This is a genomic window from Aeromonas sp. s10 (assembly GCF_040907975.1).
GTDB classification, from domain to species: Bacteria; Pseudomonadota; Gammaproteobacteria; order Enterobacterales; family Aeromonadaceae; genus Aeromonas; species Aeromonas caviae.
Genome location: NZ_JBFOCV010000006.1, coordinates 71,078 through 87,547 on the forward strand (window position 1 = coordinate 71,078; position 16,470 = coordinate 87,547).

Genomic DNA, 16,470 nt, shown 5'->3' on the forward strand with positions numbered 1-16,470 from the left:
CACCTCCACTCGTTCGCCGTGACAGGAGAACGGGGGAGAGCTATTTCACGATGCGATCGGCCAGGGTGCCGACGGCCACCACGAAATAGGGGGAGCGATTCCAGTGACGCAGTACCCGGTAATTGTCATAGGCAAGGTAGCTTCGCCCGTGAATATCGTCAGGGCGGATGAGGGAGGCCTGCATGTCGACCACAGGCAGAGGTGAGCCGTCCTGCTGGCGAACCCCGAGGGCCTGCCAGGTCGCCAGTGACTTGCGGGTCTCAAGCCCCAGCAAGGCGGGGTCCAAGCGTTCTGGCACCCTCACCCGCCGTCCCCAGGTCTGGTCTTCACGCCAGCCGTTCTGGCTCAAATAATTGGCAGCCGATCCAAATACATCCGCTAGATTGCCCCAGAGATCCTTCTTGCCGTCCCCGTCCTGATCCACCGCGTATCGCAGGAATGACGAGGGCATGAACTGCACCTGTCCCATGGCCCCCGCCCAGGATCCCTTGAAGTTGGCGGGGTTCACATGTCCCTGCTCCAGAATGCGCAGGGCATCGAACAACTCGCCTTTGAAGAAGGCTTCACGGCGACCGTCCCAGGCCAGGGTCGAGAGAGAAGAGATAAGGGGATAATGGCCGGTTATTTTGCCGAAATTGGTTTCAATTCCCCACAAGGCAACAATAAAGCGGGGCTGTACCCCATATTCCCGGCCTATTTTTGTGAGCAGCGGCAAATGCTGGCGATATAAGGTTTGGGCTTGCTTGACTTTCCATTCCGGCACCGCCCGGGGAATATATGTGTCCAGGGTCAGTTTGAATTCCGGCTGATTTTTGTCGTGCCTGATGGCGGCATCGACAAGGTGGACATCCGCAAAGGCCACACTCACCGTCTCGGGCAACATGCCCGCCGCCAGCGCCTGCTCTTTGAGGCTTGCCACGTACTGGTCAAAATCGGGGCCGGCCTGCACCGGCGATCCCGACAGGGCGCCTGACAACAGCAGTGCCAGCCGCCCCGCCCTCATCGTGCGCCCTTTAATTGCGCCTTGTGCTGCTCCAGCAGGTTTTCCGGTGGCGGTGGCACCTGCAGATAAAAGCCCTGGCTCTTCAGGGCGGCCATCACCCGCTCCGTGGAGGCCAGCCCCAGGGGCTTGGCCGGGTCCAGCTTGGTCATCAGGACCAGTTCGGGACGCCCGAAGGTACTCATCAGCACCTCGGGAACGCGGGAAAAGTCCTCTCTTCGTTCAATAAAGAGATAGGTCTCGGCTTTTTTGCGACTTTTATAGACTGCACACAACATGGAAATTGATATAATCCGACGGGTTTATTGCCTCTGGTGGTGGCAAACTATAACATCAGGAATTGAATAACAATAACGTATTACCGTCTCGGTTCGGGGAAGATTCATGGTTGAACGCGATAACGAATTGAAAGGGACCACCTTCACTATTTCTGTGTTGCATCTCAGCGATGGCAATCCGGCCCGGATCCGACAACTGCTGGAGGCCAAGGTCGCGCAGGCCCCCCAGTTTTTTAATTGTGCCCCCCTCGTCCTCAATGTGGAACGCCTCGAGGCGATCCCCGATTTCGAACAGCTCAGGGAGCTGGTCGAGTCGGAAGACTTCGTGCTGGTCGGGATCACGGGGGCGCGGGACGAGGCGATGAAGACGGCCGCCAAGGCGGCAGGCCTCGCCGTCATGGTGTCAGGCAAGAGCCGCAAGGCAGAACCTGAGCCGACGCCGCCAGCACCTGAGCCCAAGCCAGTGGAGGCCGCACCGGTTCCCCCGGTGCCAGCGCCCGTGGAGGCAAGCAAGGTCCACGTGGGCCCGGTGCGCTCCGGTCAGCAGATCTATGCAGCCGGCACCTCGCTGGTGGTGCTGGGCTCGGTGAGCCCTGGCGCCGAAGTCATCGCCGATGACAGCATCCATGTTTATGGTGCCCTGCGTGGCCGAGCCATCGCAGGGGCCAAGGGCAATCCCAAGGCCCGCATTTATTGCCAGCAATTGCAGGCCGAGCTGCTCTCCATCGCGGGCACCTTCCAGCTCAGCGATGCATTGCCTGCAGGCGTGATACAAGAGCCGGTCCATATCCGGCTCGACAATGAACAACTTCGTATAGACCGAATCAAATAGAGTTACAAGGAAGCGAGAATGGCGCGAATCATAGTCGTTACATCGGGCAAGGGTGGCGTTGGCAAGACGACAACCAGCGCGGCACTGAGCACCGGTCTGGCCCAGCGTGGCCACAAGACCGTGGTCATCGATTTTGACATTGGTCTGAGAAACCTGGATCTCATCATGGGTTGCGAGCGGCGCGTGGTCTATGACTTCGTCAACGTCATCAACGGGGAAGCCAACCTCAACCAGGCCCTCATCAAGGACAAGCGTTGCGAAAACCTGTTCATCCTGCCCGCCTCCCAGACCCGGGACAAGGATGCCCTGACCCGTGAAGGGGTGGAGAAGATCCTGGATCAGCTGGCGGAGATGCAGTTTGACTACATCGTCTGCGACTCCCCCGCCGGTATCGAATCCGGTGCCCTGATGGCGCTCTATTTCGCCGACGAAGCCATCGTCACCACCAATCCGGAAGTCTCTTCCGTGCGTGACTCGGATCGCATCCTCGGTATCCTGGCCTCCAAGTCCCGCCGTGCCGAGCGCGGTGAGGATCCCATCAAGGAGCACCTGCTGCTGACCCGCTACTGCCCGACCCGCGTCAACCGCGGCGACATGCTGAGCGTGCAGGACGTACAGGAGATCCTGGCCATCAAACTGCTCGGGGTGATCCCGGAGTCCCAGGCGGTGCTGCGCGCCTCCAACTCCGGCGAGCCGGTCATTCTGGACAAGGAGTCCGATGCCGGTCAGGCCTACGAGGACGCCGTCGCCCGCCTCTTGGGTGACACCAAGGATTTCCGTTTTCTGGAAGAAGAGAAGAAGGGCTTCTTTAGCCGACTGTTCGGGAGTTAAGCATGTCATTATTGGATTATTTTCGTTCCAACAAGAAACAGAACACCGCACAACTGGCCAAAGAGCGGTTGCAGATCATCGTGGCTCACGAGCGTTCATCCAGAGGGGGGCCGGATTACCTGCCCCAGCTCAAGCAGGACATCCTCGACGTGATCCGCAAATACGTGCAGATCGACCCGGACAAGATCACCGTCCAGCTTGATCAGAAGAGTGACGAGTTGTCGGTGCTGGAGCTCAACATCACCTTTGCCGACGACCAGAAGAAGGGATGAGCTGACGCACCATGCGCGACCCCTTCCCCCAATGAAGACCGGATCCTTTCCCAGGATCCGGTTTTTTAATGCCTGGCGTCCCCGCATCTCGCCAAGGGCATCAGGGCCAGCTAGAATACCGCGCACCCCGAGGCGCTGCCGACGGGCTTTCCCTCCCCCTTATCTGGAACACGGCTTTTATGTCTTTGAATGACGAAATGCACAGCGTCGAGGAACTGCTCGACACCGCCCTCGAACTCTTCATGGAGCTGGCCTCCGACAACCTGCCCGAGCAGGAGATCGTCCGCTTCAATCAGGAGTTCAACGACCGCGGCCTGCTGGCGGAGACCGATCCCGCCGACGACTGGGCGGCCGACGTGGGGTTTGAGGTGAGCGACGCCGACTATGCCGAGATCTGGGTCGGCCTTGGCAACGAACAAGAAGAGTACGAGCACCTGTTTGCCCGCATGCTGCTCTCCCGCCGCGTCGACGAGAAGTTCTGCCACATCGAATGGCTGCCCCAATAATTCCGGATCCCGATGATCCTGGCCACTATGACTGGGACGGCAGGCCCGAGCCCGTGAGGCCTTCGCGCAGACGGCGACTGCTGGGCTGGCTCGGCAAGCTGCTGCTGGCCGCCTTTGCGAGCACCATCGTCTCGGTCGCGCTGCTGCGCTTCATCGACCCTCCCATGTGGACCTGGCGCCTCGAACGCGCCCTGTTTCCCCCTGCCAAGGTGGCCGAGGTGAAGCACGACTGGGTGCCGCTTGAGCAGATTTCCCGGGAGCTGCAACTGGCGGTGATCGCCGCCGAGGATCAGCGCTTTGCCGAACATCACGGTTTTGACATGGATGCCATCAGCTCGGCCCTCAGGCACAACCAGCAAAGCGGGCGGGTGCGCGGTGCCAGCACCCTCAGCCAGCAGACCGCCAAGAACCTCTTCATGTGGAGCGATCGCAGCTTCCTGCGCAAGGGGATAGAGGCCTGGTTCACCCTGTTGATGGAGCTGGGCTGGGACAAGTCCCGCATTCTCGAGGTGTATCTCAACATCGTGGAGTTCGGACCCGGCATCTATGGCGCCGAGGCGGCCGCCAGGCACTACTTCGGCAAGCCGGCGATACGCCTCACCCGCTACGAGGCCTCCCTGCTCGCCGCCGCCCTGCCCAACCCCTGGCGTTATCGGGTCAAGCCCCCCTCACCCTATGTGCAGCAGCGCTCGGCCTGGATCCGTCGTCAGATGGGTCAACTCGGGCAAGTCACCCTGAACCGGGTCCACGGCACAGAGTAGCGCCATCCTGCGGATCAGAGGCGGGCCCCAGATGGCCGCCGACGGTTTCCCGATGAAGGGGCAGATAGTGCCACCACCAGGTTTCGCGCCGCCGCTTGATCTGCCTTCTGTACTGTCGTCGCTTCATCTTGCCAGGCCGCCCCGTCACGCCGCCCTGCTGGCGGCTCTGTTAACCTTATCCCCTGATCCCGCCATTTGACAGCACGGCGTCACCGCCCCCGGGCTGGCTGCCCATCCCAATACTTGTTAAAGTGGCGAACCTGGACGTATCTGGAGTGATTTCATGGAACAACGTAGCCCGGATCAGCTGGTCGAGTGGGCCTATGATCAGTTTCTGGAGCAGGCCGCCGACATGCTGGCCCCCGAACAAATCGTCGACATCACCCTCGAGTTCGAGCAACGTGGCGCGGTGGAGGCAACCCTGCCCAATGCCGACTGGTCGACCGAACTCGGCGAGCCGGTGGACATGGCACGTTGGGCCGAGGTCTGGGTCGGCTTGCTGGATCATCAGGACGAGTTCGAGGTGATCTACGCCACCTTCCTCCTCCCACGGGATCAGAGCGAGCACGACGTGCATATCCGCTGGCACCGCCAGCAACAGGCATAAGAAAAGGCGCCCCAGGCGCCTTTTTCGTTTTTTGCGATGCCCGAGTCAGGGGCGTGCCGCGATGGCCTTGGCCAGACAGCGGCGACACCAGCAGGCGCTGGCATCGCTCATGGGCAGCGCGGGAAGCTGGCTGCACCAGCAGCGCTCGATGGGTTCCCCCGCCGACACGGCGCAGAACGCCGGCTCGCCGCAGCCCGGGCAGGCATGGGTGCTCTTCGAGCCATCGAGCTCGGCCATGCGGGCCAGCTGGGCCTCGCTGTCCATGACGGACCACTGGCCTATCTCGGTCAGGGTGCGGCCACAGCCGAGACAGAGCCCCTCCTTGGCCCGGCAGTCACCGATGCAGGGACTCGGCACCTTATTCGTCCCCTGCCGGCGTGTCGGAGCCCACGAGGCGGATGCTGTGCTCCTCGATGACGATCTTGCCCTGCTTGTAGAGGCCGCCGATCGCTTTCTTGAAGGTGCCCTTGCTCATGCTGAACATCTTGTAGATGACGTCAGGATCGCTCTTGTCTCCCACCGCAAGGCTGCCCCCCTGCTTTTGCAGGCGCAGCAGGATGCGCGCACCGGCGTCATCCATCCGGGCCAGCCCCGGCTTTTGCAGGGTCAGGTCCAGCTTGCCATCTTCGCGCACCTGCTTGACCCAGGCGGTCAGCGGTCGGCCCGTCATCACGCGGCCGAACACCTCGTTCTTGAACAGCATGCCGGCGTACTGGCCATTGACCACGGCCTTGATGCCAAGGGGGGTGTGCTCCCCCGGCAGCACCGTCACCTCGTCACCGCTCTTGAAAGGAGGGTCGATGCGCAGGAAGCGCTCCAGACGGCTGGTGCCGACCATGCGCCCTTCGTTGTCCAGCATCAGGTGCACCAGATAGACATGGCCCACCTGCATCGGCTTGTTCTGCTCGCGGCTTGGTACGAAGAGATCCTTTTTCATGCCCCAGTCGAGGAAGGCACCAATCTTGTTGGCGTTGACCACCTTGAGACCGACGATGTCCCCCACCATGGCGAAGGGCTTGTCGGTGGTGATCACCGGCTCGCAATCCGCATCCAGATAGAGGAAGACGGACACCTCGCTCTCCTCGGCGACGCCTTCCGGCAACTGGCGCCTGGGCAGCAGCAGCTCGCCGTATTCCCCCGCCGCCAGCCAGGCGCCGCGCTCCTCGATCTCGACGACGGTCAGGGTGTTCATCTTGCCAATCTGTAACATGGTGATCTCTTCTTTCAATATCCGGATGGGCCCATCTCATGGAAGACCCGTCATATAGAGGTGCATCGCCTCCGTCGGATGAGAGAGGACGGGGCCGATTTATGTCATGCAGGCGCGCATGTTACCCCAGAGCGGCAGCAGGACCTAGCCCCTCCCCCTGTGTCTGACCTCTTTTCCCGCTCCCGGGCGGCCAGATTGACGATATTAGCAGCATTCAGTTCCCCCTTTGCTGCAAATAACCCCACTTTTAGGTAGACTTCGCGGCCGTCAAATCCAGAGGAAGCGTCGATGAACCCAGCCACTCGAACCCGTCATCTCAATCAATGGATCCAGACCCACAGCCAGCAGGAGATGAGTTACCCCGCCCTGCACGGCTTCCTGTGCGCCCGTCTGACGGGGCCCGTAGCCCCCGACTGGCAAGATCCGCTGGCCGGCCTGCTGCCTCATGATACGGCGCTGGACGAGAAGAGTGCCGAGGCGCTGCATCACCTGATCGCCGAGCTGGAAGCCCAGGCCGACGACGCGCAGCTAGCCCTGCCGAGCCAGTGTCGCCTCTCTACCGACAACCCGGAGCAGGTGTTTGACAAGCGCCATCCTCTGGGCCAATGGAGCTATGGCTTCAGTCAGGGGGTAGCCTGCTGGCCGGCGCCGACCGACCTGAACGATCCGGCGACCCGCCATCGCTTCAGCCTGGTGGCCGAGCTCTGCCTGTTTCGCGACAAGCCCATGGCCATGATGCTGCACCAGGCTGCGGCCAGCGAGCTCCCCTTCCTCGATTTTTGCAAGCGTCAACGCCAGCAGATGAAGACGGCCCTCAACCTCCTGCTCGGCCAGGATCACTACGAGGCCGAGCCTGAAGAGAGCCCGTCCCTGGACAACGAGCAGACTCGCCAGTGGCAGCAGTGGTTCGAGCTGGCGGCAGGGAGCCGCGATCCCCTCGCTCGCCTTGGCTGGTTCGAGCGCATCATTGCCGATGCCAACCTCCTGTTCGATGAGGCATTCTGGCAAGCCCACGCGGGCCATGGCTGGCAGGTCCCCGAGGCACGCCCTCTGATCGCGGCCAGGGCCGGTCGAGCCGATTGCCTGCTGCGACTTGGACAGCTTGGGCAGGCACGGGATGAGTACCTGGCCCTGCTCGCCCTCTGTCGCGCCGACGAGCCCGCTTGCCGCCACCCCCTCTCCACCCTATATGCCTGGCAAGGGGAATGGGATGCCCTGCAACAACTGCTGGTGCGCTTTGATGAAGCCTCCTGCTGGCTGCTCTACAACAAGGCCTTGATGAGCTTTGTCTGCGAAGGGGAAGCGGCGGCGCGCCCTCATCTGGCGGCGGCAATGGAGGTCAATCCCCATGTGCCCGCCACTTTGCTGGGCCAGCGCCGCTTGCCCAAGCAGGAGCCTCGCCGCTGGCAGGGAGGCAGCCGTGACGAGGCGGCGCTCTACGCCTTGCAGAGTCGCGAGGCCTGGCTGACCCACAACGCCTTGATATGGCTGCGAAAGAGTGCGGGCAAGCAGGCCAGTTGAGACCCCAATTGCCGATTCGATGACAGAACACGTGCGCAAACGCACATTTTTCTGGTGACTGGTCAGACAAATGCCCCTGTGTTACGTATCATCAAGGCCAAAGTATCAAGAGAAACTGCACCCGATGCAGCCGCCACAGCAGGATGTCATATGTCGAAGATCATTGAGCTGCTCGCGCACTACCCTCCTTATCAGCTGGTTCACGCCGCTGAGATGGTGCGCGATACCTTTGAACAGTTTTATCAGCAGCGGTACCAACTCACCGTGCCCCAGTGGCGCCTGATGATGGTGCTCGGCCCCCACTACCCCATCAGCCAGAAGGAACTGGTGGAGGCGAGCGGCATGGACAAGGTACGGATCTCCCGCGAGATCCATCGTCTGGTGGAGAAAGGCATCCTGTTCACCGAGAACAGCGTGCAGGACAAGCGCATCAGCCTGGTCTCCTTCACCCCGGCGGGGCTCACCCTGTTCCAGCAGCTCAAGACGGAGGCGGGAAGCTGGCAGCACACCCTCACCGACTATCTGCCGGCCGAGGCGCGCCAGAGCATTCGCCTGCACCTGCAGAGCGTCAGCGATGCCATCGAACAACTTCACCTGCTGGACAACGAGCAACCCTCATGAAGCTGAACAACTTTGCCACCATGGATGTCAACATGCTGCTGAGCCTGGTCAACATGCAGCTGCGTGATCACTACGAGGATCTCGATGATCTTTGCCGGGCGCAGGATCTCGACAAGGAGGCCCTGGTCGCCAGGCTGGCCAGCGGCGATTTCCACTATCAGGAAGATCAGAAGCAGTTCAGATAGGGATCCGGATCACAACCCGACCCATGCCGCTGGCTCCGTCGGCAAAAGCTGCTAAGGTGGTGGCTACCCGGTCAGTTGATGTTCGCAAGAGGTATGGATACATCTTGTTGTCACAGACCGCGGTTAGCCTCTTGTTCACCACCCGCAGCCAAGGATGACCCATGATGCGCCTCATTCGACCAACCAGCCTGATCACCCTCTGCACATTGCTGGTGATCAGCCTCTTCCTCCCCCAGGTCCCCAACAGCGCCGAGCAGTGGCTCACCACCCTGCTGCTGGCCTCCCTGGTGGCGGTCTTTCTGATGGTCGGCAGCGGCTGCCGCCACTTCCTGCGCGAATAACGACGCCAGAGCGTGATGCCTGCGCAAAAACAACAACGCAGCCCGAGGGCTGCGTTGTTGTTTCAGGATACTGGGGGCCAAGGCCCCGAGTCGCATCAGTAAGCCAGGGTTTCCAGCTGCTCCTTGGCCTGCTCGATCCCCTTGGCTTGCGCCTCCGGACCCATGCCCATGCCTTCGGCATAGATGAAGTCCACTTCGGTGATGCCGATGAAGCCCAGCACGGTACGCATGTAGGGGGTCACCAGGTCGGTGGCATTGCCCACGTGCATGCCGCCACGGGGGCTGACCACCAGGGCGCGGGTGTTCTCCACCAGGCCGACCGGACCGGTCTCGGTGTAACGGAAGGTCACGCCGGCACGGGCCACCAGATCGATCCAGTTTTTCAGCTGGGTCGGGATGTTGAAGTTGTACATGGGGGCCGCGATGATCACCAGATCGCTCGCCTTGAGCTCGGCGACCAGCTCGTCGGACTGGGCCAGCACCGCTTGCTGACGCTCGTTCAGGTTCTCGCCACCACGCAGGCCCATGGCCAGCTCGCCGTCCAGCACCGGCAGGTTCAGGGTCGCCAGATCGCGTACCTGGATGGTGTCACCCTGGCGCTCGGCCAGGTAGCCGTCGATCAGGGCGTTGGATTGGGAATACTGGCCCAGGATGCTGGACTTCAGAACGAGGATATTGGCCATGGTGAAACTCCATTTGATTGTCAATTGAACAGCCAGGCTGTCGATGGAGGTCACTATAAAGACTGGCATTAAAGCCTGATAGCGAAAATAGATGCTCAAGTCATTCAAAAAATTTGATGTCTGTGCATTTCCTCGGCAGAGAGGGGCTCATCAAACTCCGCACCCTTGGCATGACAAACGATTGCCGTTATGATCCGCCGCACTTTTTGTACGTGATCCGGATCTCATGACCTCCTCCCGCAGGCACTCCCCCTTTGCCGGCGCCGTCTGGATGATGGTGGCAGGCCTCTGCTTCGCCGCCGTCAACAGCCTGAGCCAGTATGTCAGCTTCACGCTCGGCCTTCCCTCGACCCAGGTCGCCTTTCACCAATATCTGATCGCCCTGGTCTGCCTGCTGCCCTGGCTGGTGCGCCACGGTCTGCGCCAGTCCCTGATGACGAACCAGCTGCGCCTGCACCTGCTGCGGGTCGCCCTGGCGGTGACCGGCATCCAGTTCTGGCTCTGGGCCCTGGCGGTCCCCGTCCCCATCTGGCAGGGGATCGCGCTCTTGATGACCTCCCCCCTGTTTGCCACCCTGGGATCAGCCCTCTTTCTCAAAGAGCAGGTGAGCCGGGCCCGCATTCTCGCGACCCTGGCGGGGTTTGTGGGCGCCATGCTGATCCTGGCTCCCTGGACCGACGACTTCACCCTGGCCTCCCTGCTGCCGGTGGCGGCCGCCCTCTTCTGGGCAGGCTACTCCTTGCTGGTGCGCTATCAGGCGGCCAGCGAGTCGTCCCACACCATCGTCGTCTACCTGCTCGTCTTCAGCACCCCGTTCAACGCCATGCTGGCGATCCCTGAATGGCAGTGGCCGAGCGAAACCCAGTGGCTGCTGGTGGCCGCCTCGGGCGTACTGTCGGCACTGGCCCAGATGTCCATCGCCCGCGCCTACAGCGTGGCGGAGGCCTCCTTCGTGCAACCTTTCGATTTTGCCAAGCTGCCCATGAACGTGCTGGCCGGCTGGCTGGTATTTGGCTGGGCGCCCCCCGGTCGCTTGTGGCTGGGGGCGGCCATCATCATCGGCGCCATCACCCTGCTCACCCATCTGGAGCAGCGCGCCCACCCACCCACTTCCTGAGGTACGCCATGCGTGCCTCTTTTTTTGCTCACCCGGATCAGCCCTGCTGACCACCGACCTCAGGAGAGATCAGATGTTTGGAACCGCCACCCGCCCCACTGCGACCCGCGCCCTGCTGCTGGGATCAGGCGAACTCGGCAAGGAGGTCGCCATCGAGCTGCAGCGGCTCGGTATCGAGGTGATCGCCGCCGACCGCTATGCCAACGCCCCCGCCATGCAGGTGGCCCACCAGGCCCGCGTGCTGGACATGCTGGATGGCGCCGCCCTGCGCGCCCTGGTGGCCGAGGTCAAGCCCGACCTCATCATCCCCGAGATTGAAGCCATCGCCACCGACACCCTGGCCGCCCTCGAGCAGGAAGGGGTCAAGGTGGTGCCCAATGCCCGCGCCACCCAGCTCACCATGAACCGGGAGGGGATCCGTCGCCTCGCCGCCGAAACCCTGGGGCTGCCCACCTCTGCCTACCGCTTTGCCCAGAGCAAGGAGGAGTTTGTGGCCGCCGTCGAGGCCATCGGCTTGCCCTGCGTGGTAAAACCGGTGATGAGCTCCTCCGGCAAGGGGCAGAGCCTGCTGCGCGACCTCGCCAGGCTGGATGAAAGCTGGACCTATGCCCAGGAGGGGGGCCGTGCCGGTCGTGGCAAGGTGATTGTCGAAGGCTTCGTTCCTTTCGAGTACGAGATCACCCTGCTCACGGTGCGCGCCGTCGATGGCATCCACTTCTGCGAGCCTATCGGCCATCGTCAGGAGGATGGCGACTACCGCGAATCCTGGCAGCCCCAGGCCATGAGCGAGCTGGCCCTGGCCCGCTCCAAGGAGGTGGCGGCCAAGGTGGTTGAAGCCCTTGGCGGCTACGGTCTGTTCGGGGTCGAGCTCTTCATCAGGGGTGACGAGGTGTGGTTCAGCGAAGTCTCCCCCCGCCCCCACGACACCGGCATGGTGACCCTGATCTCCCAGGATCTCTCCGAGTTCGCCCTGCACGTGCGCGCCATCCTGGGGCTGCCCGTCGGCACCATCACCCAGTACGGCCCGAGCGCCTCTGCCGTGGTGCTGCGGGAAGGCCACAGCCAGGATATCCGCTATCAGGGGATTGGCGAGGCACTGGCCCTGGTGCCCGGTGCCCAGTTGCGTCTCTTTGGCAAGCCGGAGATCGCCGGTCGTCGTCGCCTCGGGGTGGCGCTCGCCCGTGGGCAGGATTGCCAGGAAGCCGTGGAGCAGGCCAAGACGGTGGCAGCCCGGGTAGAAGTACTGTTCTAGGCACTCCGCTTTACCACGCAAAAACAAACGTTTATCTGCGTGATCCGGCGCAAGGGGCAGGTGACTGCCCCTTTCCCATTGAAGCACCGGGCTTATAATCCCCCCTTCACCTATGTCAGGAGTACAAGATGTTAACTGCCGTGATCTTCGATATGGATGGTGTTCTGATCGACTCGGAACCCTTCTGGCAACGGGCACAGATGGCCGTCTTCGCCGAACTGGGCCACTTCCACACCGAGGAGGACTGCAACTCCACCATAGGGGTGCGCATCGATCAGCTGGTGGCCCACTGGTACCGGATCCGCCCCTGGAGCAGCCCCAGCCAGGAAGAGGTGGTACAGCGCATTCTGGATCAGGTGATCGCACTCATCCTGCAAGAGGGACAGCCCAAGGCCGGGGTGCTGGAAGCGCTCGACCTCATCGAGGCCCAAGGGCTCAAGATCGGGCTCGCCACCTCCTCCCCGTTTGCCATGGTCGAGGCGGTGCTCGGCAAACTCGGCATCCAGGACCGTTTCATGGCGGTCCACTCCGCCGAGGTGGAGCGCTTTGGCAAACCCCACCCGGATGTCTATATCCACGCCGCCGAGAAGCTCGGCGTCGAGCCTGTGCACTGTCTCGCCATTGAGGACAGCTTCACCGGCCTGCTGGCGGCCAAGGCAGCCTCCATGACGGCGCTGATCGTGCCGGACCCGGCGCTGGTCGGCGATCCCCGTCTGGCCATCGCCAACCACGAGCTGCGCTCTCTTGCCGAGCTGAACGCAGAGATGCTGGCCGGCTGGGTCAAGTAGGCAACACCCTGGCGGACTGACCTCCTGCCTCCCTTGAGCCCGCTCATAAACGTGCGCTTGCTCGCGGTTGCGCCGCCCTGTGGCGACTAGAATCAGCAGGAGCACAGAGACGGCCCACGGGCCCGAGGAGGTCACCATGATCGAATACACCAGCAAGCGTATCGTCTGCCCCCACTGCGGCCACCACACCCGGGTCGAGCTGGATGCCAGCCAGGGGGATCAGGAGTTCTACGAAGATTGCATGGCCTGCTGCAACCCCATCCACCTGCGGCTGCACCGGGATGAAGCCCGCGACTGCCTGCAACTCTTCGTGGATGCCGACGACGAGCAGCTGTTCTGAATCCCCCTGTCCAGACACAGACAAAAACAAACGGGACCCTGTGGGTCCCGTTTGTTCTGGTGCCATCGTCAGGCTGGATCACGCCTCCCTCAAGCACGCCGCCTTCGCCGACGTCATGGTCGGAACAAACTCCACCACCTGATAATCAGCCGCCTCTGCCTGCTTGAAGGGATCCTCTGCCAGCATCGCCTCCAGGGCGTCTCGGCTCACTCCCTGCGCCAGTATGACGCCCCCGACTCGGGGTACCCGACGCCCGGACGCCAGAAAATGGCCTGCGGCATACTGCCGCTCCAGCCACGCAATGTGGGCCGGGATCAGGGCATCAATCTCCGCCAGCGGTTTCACATAGGTCAATGTCACGACAAACATAGAGAAGTCTCCAAGGCTCTGGGGCGGCGCCTCTGCCACAAGAGGGCGCCTTTCCCGTGATGCCGCCCTCCTCTTCGAACCCTGGGGGCAGCGCTCAGGTGGTTACTGGCGCGCCGCCAGCACCCGCTCCACCGTGTCGACGATGGCCTGGGTCTGGGGGTCAATCTCGATGTTGGTCTGCCAGCCGGCCTTGACCCAGCCCAGGTTGGTCCGGGCCAGGGTCTCGGGGATCAGGTTGACGCAGAACTCCCTGGCGCGCACCTCGCCCACGGTGAGGCTGATGCCGTCGATGCCGATGTAGCCCTTGGTCAGCACGTACTTCATGAGCGCAGGATCGAGGCGATACCACACCTGGCGGTTGTTGGGGGTGTCGATGACCGAGGTCACCTCGGCCGTCCCCATGATGTGGCCGGACATGGCGTGACCGCCAATCTCGTCCCCAAAGCGGGCGGCCCGCTCCACGTTGACCTTGTCACCCACCACCAGTTGCCCAAGGTTGGTGAGGCGCAGAGTCTCCTGCATCAGATCGAAGCTGACCAGATCCCCCTCCACCCGGGTGACGGTCAGGCAGCAGCCGTTGTGGGCCACCGAGGCCCCCAGGGCCAGCCCCTCGCCCCAGGCCGGGCTCGGCATGCGGATCACGTGGGTGCGAAAATTGGGCAGTGAATCGATGGCCACCAGTTCGGCGGTCCCTTGTACGATGCCGGTGAACATGAGTCTCTCCAGGCTGTGAAAATTGTCGGCAGGTTACCCCCGGCCACCTTGCAAGACAAGGGTGCCGGCTGACAAGGAGAGGCGCGATCGCTATAGTGACCCCAATCAATCCAGACTGAACGAGGAAACAAAAATGCAGGTATATCAATGCTGTGAAGCCATTCGCATCGCCTACAACCAGATTGGCTCCGGTGAGCAGGGTTATGTGCCCCAGGCCATCGCCGCCAGCATACGGGCGCTCAACGCCGTGGCCTCCGACGAGCGGGTACCGGCGGATCTGCGCGAGCAGGCGGCCTATGCCGCGGCCAACCTGCTGATCAGCGATCACGAAGACGCCTGATCCCGGCTACAAATCTGCCGCCGACCTTCCCCGTTGGCGGTTTTTCAGGCTAGAATGACACCCCCGCATTTTGTCTCCTCAGGACGAGGAGGCAAAAGCCCATCTCTCTTGCCCGCTCTTTCTCTTTTATCTGATCCACTCGGAGGTGTCAGTGCAACGTTATTGGTCCGAGGCGAAGCAGCTCGTTCGTCTAGCCAGCCCCATTCTGGTCGCCCAGGTGGCCCAGATCGCCATGAACTTCGTCGATACCGTGATGGCGGGACAGGTGAGCGCCGTGGATCTTGCCGCCGTGTCGGTGGCGTCCAGCTTCTGGCTGCCGATCATCTTGCTGGTGCAGGGCATCATCATGGCCCTCACCCCCATCGTTTCCCAGCTCAACGGCGCCCGCAAGCAGGACGAGGTGCGCCCCGCCGTGCACCAGGGCTTCTGGCTCGCCCTCATCGTCACGCCCATCGCCATGGTGGCACTCTACTTCAGCCCCCTGGCACTGCAGTTCATGGACGTGGATCCCGTCATGGCGGCCAAGACTGCCGGCTACCTGCACGCCATCCTGTGGGGCCTGCCCGCCTTCGTGATGTTCCAGGTGCTGCGCAACTTCAGTGAGGGGCTCTCCCACACCATGCCGACCATGGTGATCGGTTTCGTGGGGCTTGCGGTCAACATCCCCGCCAACTACATCTTCATTCACGGCCACTTTGGCATGCCGAAACTCGGCGGCGTCGGCTGCGGCGTGGCCACTGCCATCGTGCTCTGGGCCATGCTGCTGGCGATGATCGTCTATGTGAAGTGCTCTGCCCATTTCAAGCGCATCAACCTGTTCGCCCAACTGGCACGCCCCAACGGCAGCCGGATCTGGCGCCTGTTCCGCCTGGGGTTTCCCATCGCCATGGCCATCTTCTGCGAGGTGACTCTGTTTACCGTGGTGGCCCTGATGCTGGCACCCTTCGGCGCGGAGACGGTGGCGAGTCACCAGATTGCGCTCAACTTCTCCAGCCTGGTCTTCATGCTGCCCCTCTCCATCGGTGTCGGCGTGACCATCCGGGTCGGTCACAACATAGGGGAAGGTCAACCGGATCAGGCCAGGGTCGCCGCCCGCACCGGCCTGATGCTGGGCATGGGAGTCGCCGCCGCAACCGCCGCCCTCACCGTGCTGCTGCGCGACCCCATCGCGGGGATCTACACCGACGACCTGCAGGTGATCGGCCTCGCCGCCACCCTGCTCTTCTTCGCCGCCATCTACCAGATCTCCGACTCGGTGCAGGTGGTGGCCGCGGCGGCTCTGCGCGGTTACAAGGACACCCAGGCCATCTTCTACGTCACCATCGTCGCCTATTGGGGGCTGGGTCTGCCCACCGGCATGATCCTGGGGCTGACCGACTGGGTGGTACCGCGCATGGGCCCGCAGGGCTTCTGGATAGGCTTCATCGTCGGTCTCACCTCCGCCGCCCTGATGCTGGGCGCACGGCTGCGCGTCATCTACGGCCGCTTCGCCAGCCCCGCGGCCTGCACCGCCCTCTCCCGGACGCAATAGGGCGCGGCCAGGGGCACGGGGAGCCGCACTTTTGGGGCGGCTCGCCTGTAAAATCAACAGGCTGCACAAGAACTGGGCAAACAGTCTCCTTTGTGCATGTCCCTTGTTGACAGCCTTGGGGGCCATGGGTAGTATGCCGACCACGCCAGCAGTGCTGGCGGGATAAAACGGGTCTTCAGCCCGGTTTATGAAGTGGGTTTATAGCTCAGTTGGTTAGAGCACTACCTTGACATGGTAGGGGTCGTTGGTTCGAATCCAATTAAACCCACCACTTTTCGTGATGCGTCCTTAGCTCAGCTGGTTAGAGCACCACCTTGACATGGTGGGGGTCGGTGGTTCGAATCCACTAGGACGCACCATCACGAAACCCT

Annotated in this window: 23 protein-coding genes and 2 tRNA genes; 18 read left to right on the plus strand and 7 right to left on the minus strand. The window is 62.4% G+C overall.

Features of this window, described 5'->3' with window-relative positions; all coding sequences use genetic code 11:
- Positions 1-40: 40 nt before the first annotated feature.
- Together AB5Y59_RS00890 and AB5Y59_RS00895 are read right to left on the minus strand one after the other, a co-directional pair.
- Positions 41-1,003 carry a lytic transglycosylase domain-containing protein gene (locus tag AB5Y59_RS00890; RefSeq protein ID WP_368211297.1) on the minus strand — a complete coding sequence of 321 codons (963 nt, stop codon included), beginning with the start codon at positions 1,001-1,003 and terminating at the stop codon, positions 41-43.
- Complete coding sequence (locus AB5Y59_RS00895) at positions 1,000-1,278, minus strand: YcgL domain-containing protein (protein WP_029314494.1); 279 nt, start codon at positions 1,276-1,278, stop codon at positions 1,000-1,002. The genes AB5Y59_RS00890 and AB5Y59_RS00895 overlap by 4 nt, the downstream gene beginning before the upstream one ends.
- 106 nt (positions 1,279-1,384) lie before the next feature.
- Here AB5Y59_RS00895 and minC point away from each other — a divergent pair, with 106 nt between their 5' ends.
- The 6 genes from minC to AB5Y59_RS00925 all read left to right on the plus strand — a co-directional run bounded on the left by minC (position 1,385) and on the right by AB5Y59_RS00925 (position 5,087).
- On the plus strand, positions 1,385-2,110 hold the full coding sequence (minC, locus tag AB5Y59_RS00900; protein ID WP_029314493.1) for a septum site-determining protein MinC: 726 nt from the start codon (positions 1,385-1,387) through the stop codon (positions 2,108-2,110).
- A gap of 18 nt (positions 2,111-2,128) precedes the next feature.
- Positions 2,129-2,941 (plus strand): septum site-determining protein MinD, encoded by an 813-nt coding sequence (gene minD / locus AB5Y59_RS00905; protein ID WP_010674647.1) that lies wholly within the window; start codon positions 2,129-2,131, stop codon positions 2,939-2,941.
- Between the two features lie 2 nt (positions 2,942-2,943).
- On the plus strand, positions 2,944-3,213 hold the full coding sequence (gene minE, locus AB5Y59_RS00910) for a cell division topological specificity factor MinE (protein WP_010674646.1): 270 nt from the start codon (positions 2,944-2,946) through the stop codon (positions 3,211-3,213).
- A gap of 179 nt (positions 3,214-3,392) precedes the next feature.
- Positions 3,393-3,719, plus strand: a complete 327-nt coding sequence (locus AB5Y59_RS00915) for an HI1450 family dsDNA-mimic protein (protein WP_029314491.1) — start codon at positions 3,393-3,395, stop codon at positions 3,717-3,719.
- Positions 3,720-3,772: 53 nt separating this feature from the next.
- On the plus strand, positions 3,773-4,480 hold the full coding sequence (mtgA, locus tag AB5Y59_RS00920; protein ID WP_080767838.1) for a monofunctional biosynthetic peptidoglycan transglycosylase: 708 nt from the start codon (positions 3,773-3,775) through the stop codon (positions 4,478-4,480).
- Between the two features lie 283 nt (positions 4,481-4,763).
- On the plus strand, positions 4,764-5,087 hold the full coding sequence (locus tag AB5Y59_RS00925) for an HI1450 family dsDNA-mimic protein (protein WP_010674643.1): 324 nt from the start codon (positions 4,764-4,766) through the stop codon (positions 5,085-5,087).
- 45 nt (positions 5,088-5,132) lie between these two features.
- On the opposite strand, the gene AB5Y59_RS00930 is transcribed toward AB5Y59_RS00925, so the two are convergent.
- Positions 5,133-5,444, minus strand: a complete 312-nt coding sequence (locus AB5Y59_RS00930) for a DUF1289 domain-containing protein (protein ID WP_042863822.1) — start codon at positions 5,442-5,444, stop codon at positions 5,133-5,135.
- Between the two features lies 1 nt (position 5,445).
- Positions 5,446-6,315 (minus strand): S1 RNA-binding domain-containing protein, encoded by an 870-nt coding sequence (locus AB5Y59_RS00935; RefSeq protein ID WP_042014378.1) that lies wholly within the window; start codon positions 6,313-6,315, stop codon positions 5,446-5,448.
- A gap of 270 nt (positions 6,316-6,585) precedes the next feature.
- Here AB5Y59_RS00935 and AB5Y59_RS00940 point away from each other — a divergent pair, with 270 nt between their 5' ends.
- The 4 genes from AB5Y59_RS00940 (at position 6,586) to AB5Y59_RS00955 (ending at position 8,965) form a co-directional block, all read left to right on the plus strand.
- Positions 6,586-7,818: a UPF0149 family protein gene (locus tag AB5Y59_RS00940; RefSeq protein ID WP_268452837.1), complete on the plus strand. Its 1,233-nt coding sequence runs from the start codon at positions 6,586-6,588 to the stop codon at positions 7,816-7,818.
- A 150-nt stretch (positions 7,819-7,968) separates the two neighbouring features.
- Positions 7,969-8,439, plus strand: a complete 471-nt coding sequence (locus AB5Y59_RS00945; protein ID WP_010674639.1) for a MarR family winged helix-turn-helix transcriptional regulator — start codon at positions 7,969-7,971, stop codon at positions 8,437-8,439.
- Positions 8,436-8,624 carry a DUF4250 domain-containing protein gene (locus AB5Y59_RS00950; RefSeq protein WP_043155974.1) on the plus strand — a complete coding sequence of 63 codons (189 nt, stop codon included), beginning with the start codon at positions 8,436-8,438 and terminating at the stop codon, positions 8,622-8,624. Before AB5Y59_RS00945 ends, AB5Y59_RS00950 begins: the two co-directional genes overlap by 4 nt.
- A 161-nt stretch (positions 8,625-8,785) precedes the next feature.
- Positions 8,786-8,965 carry a hypothetical protein gene (locus AB5Y59_RS00955; RefSeq protein ID WP_010674636.1) on the plus strand — a complete coding sequence of 60 codons (180 nt, stop codon included), beginning with the start codon at positions 8,786-8,788 and terminating at the stop codon, positions 8,963-8,965.
- Positions 8,966-9,060: 95 nt separating this feature from the next.
- On the opposite strand, the gene AB5Y59_RS00960 is transcribed toward AB5Y59_RS00955, so the two are convergent.
- Positions 9,061-9,648 carry an FMN-dependent NADH-azoreductase gene (locus tag AB5Y59_RS00960; protein ID WP_010674635.1) on the minus strand — a complete coding sequence of 196 codons (588 nt, stop codon included), beginning with the start codon at positions 9,646-9,648 and terminating at the stop codon, positions 9,061-9,063.
- Positions 9,649-9,874: 226 nt separating this feature from the next.
- On the opposite strand from AB5Y59_RS00960, the gene AB5Y59_RS00965 reads away from it, so the two are divergent.
- From AB5Y59_RS00965 to AB5Y59_RS00980, 4 genes are all read left to right on the plus strand, one after another.
- Positions 9,875-10,765 carry a DMT family transporter gene (locus tag AB5Y59_RS00965; protein ID WP_041211382.1) on the plus strand — a complete coding sequence of 297 codons (891 nt, stop codon included), beginning with the start codon at positions 9,875-9,877 and terminating at the stop codon, positions 10,763-10,765.
- A gap of 73 nt (positions 10,766-10,838) precedes the next feature.
- Positions 10,839-12,017 carry a formate-dependent phosphoribosylglycinamide formyltransferase gene (purT, locus tag AB5Y59_RS00970; RefSeq protein WP_041211381.1) on the plus strand — a complete coding sequence of 393 codons (1,179 nt, stop codon included), beginning with the start codon at positions 10,839-10,841 and terminating at the stop codon, positions 12,015-12,017.
- A 128-nt stretch (positions 12,018-12,145) separates the two neighbouring features.
- Positions 12,146-12,805, plus strand: coding sequence for a hexitol phosphatase HxpB (gene hxpB, locus AB5Y59_RS00975; RefSeq protein WP_010674632.1), 660 nt, complete (start codon positions 12,146-12,148; stop codon positions 12,803-12,805).
- Between the two features lie 136 nt (positions 12,806-12,941).
- Positions 12,942-13,145, plus strand: coding sequence for a CPXCG motif-containing cysteine-rich protein (locus AB5Y59_RS00980; RefSeq protein WP_005336871.1), 204 nt, complete (start codon positions 12,942-12,944; stop codon positions 13,143-13,145).
- 78 nt (positions 13,146-13,223) lie between these two features.
- Here AB5Y59_RS00980 and AB5Y59_RS00985 read toward each other — a convergent pair whose 3' ends face one another.
- Together AB5Y59_RS00985 and AB5Y59_RS00990 are read right to left on the minus strand one after the other, a co-directional pair.
- Positions 13,224-13,514 carry a YciI family protein gene (locus AB5Y59_RS00985; protein ID WP_029314482.1) on the minus strand — a complete coding sequence of 97 codons (291 nt, stop codon included), beginning with the start codon at positions 13,512-13,514 and terminating at the stop codon, positions 13,224-13,226.
- Between the two features lie 102 nt (positions 13,515-13,616).
- Entirely contained in the window at positions 13,617-14,228 is a 612-nt protein-coding gene (locus AB5Y59_RS00990; RefSeq protein WP_010674630.1) for a riboflavin synthase, read from the minus strand.
- A gap of 133 nt (positions 14,229-14,361) precedes the next feature.
- On the opposite strand from AB5Y59_RS00990, the gene AB5Y59_RS00995 reads away from it, so the two are divergent.
- From AB5Y59_RS00995 to AB5Y59_RS01010, 4 genes are all read left to right on the plus strand, one after another.
- Positions 14,362-14,568: a YaeP family protein gene (locus AB5Y59_RS00995; RefSeq protein WP_010674629.1), complete on the plus strand. Its 207-nt coding sequence runs from the start codon at positions 14,362-14,364 to the stop codon at positions 14,566-14,568.
- A 151-nt stretch (positions 14,569-14,719) separates the two neighbouring features.
- Positions 14,720-16,099 carry an MATE family efflux transporter gene (locus tag AB5Y59_RS01000; protein WP_048208689.1) on the plus strand — a complete coding sequence of 460 codons (1,380 nt, stop codon included), beginning with the start codon at positions 14,720-14,722 and terminating at the stop codon, positions 16,097-16,099.
- A gap of 194 nt (positions 16,100-16,293) precedes the next feature.
- Positions 16,294-16,370, plus strand: a tRNA-Val gene (locus AB5Y59_RS01005).
- Between the two features lie 11 nt (positions 16,371-16,381).
- Positions 16,382-16,458 (plus strand) — tRNA-Val (locus AB5Y59_RS01010).
- Positions 16,459-16,470 lie beyond the last annotated feature (12 nt).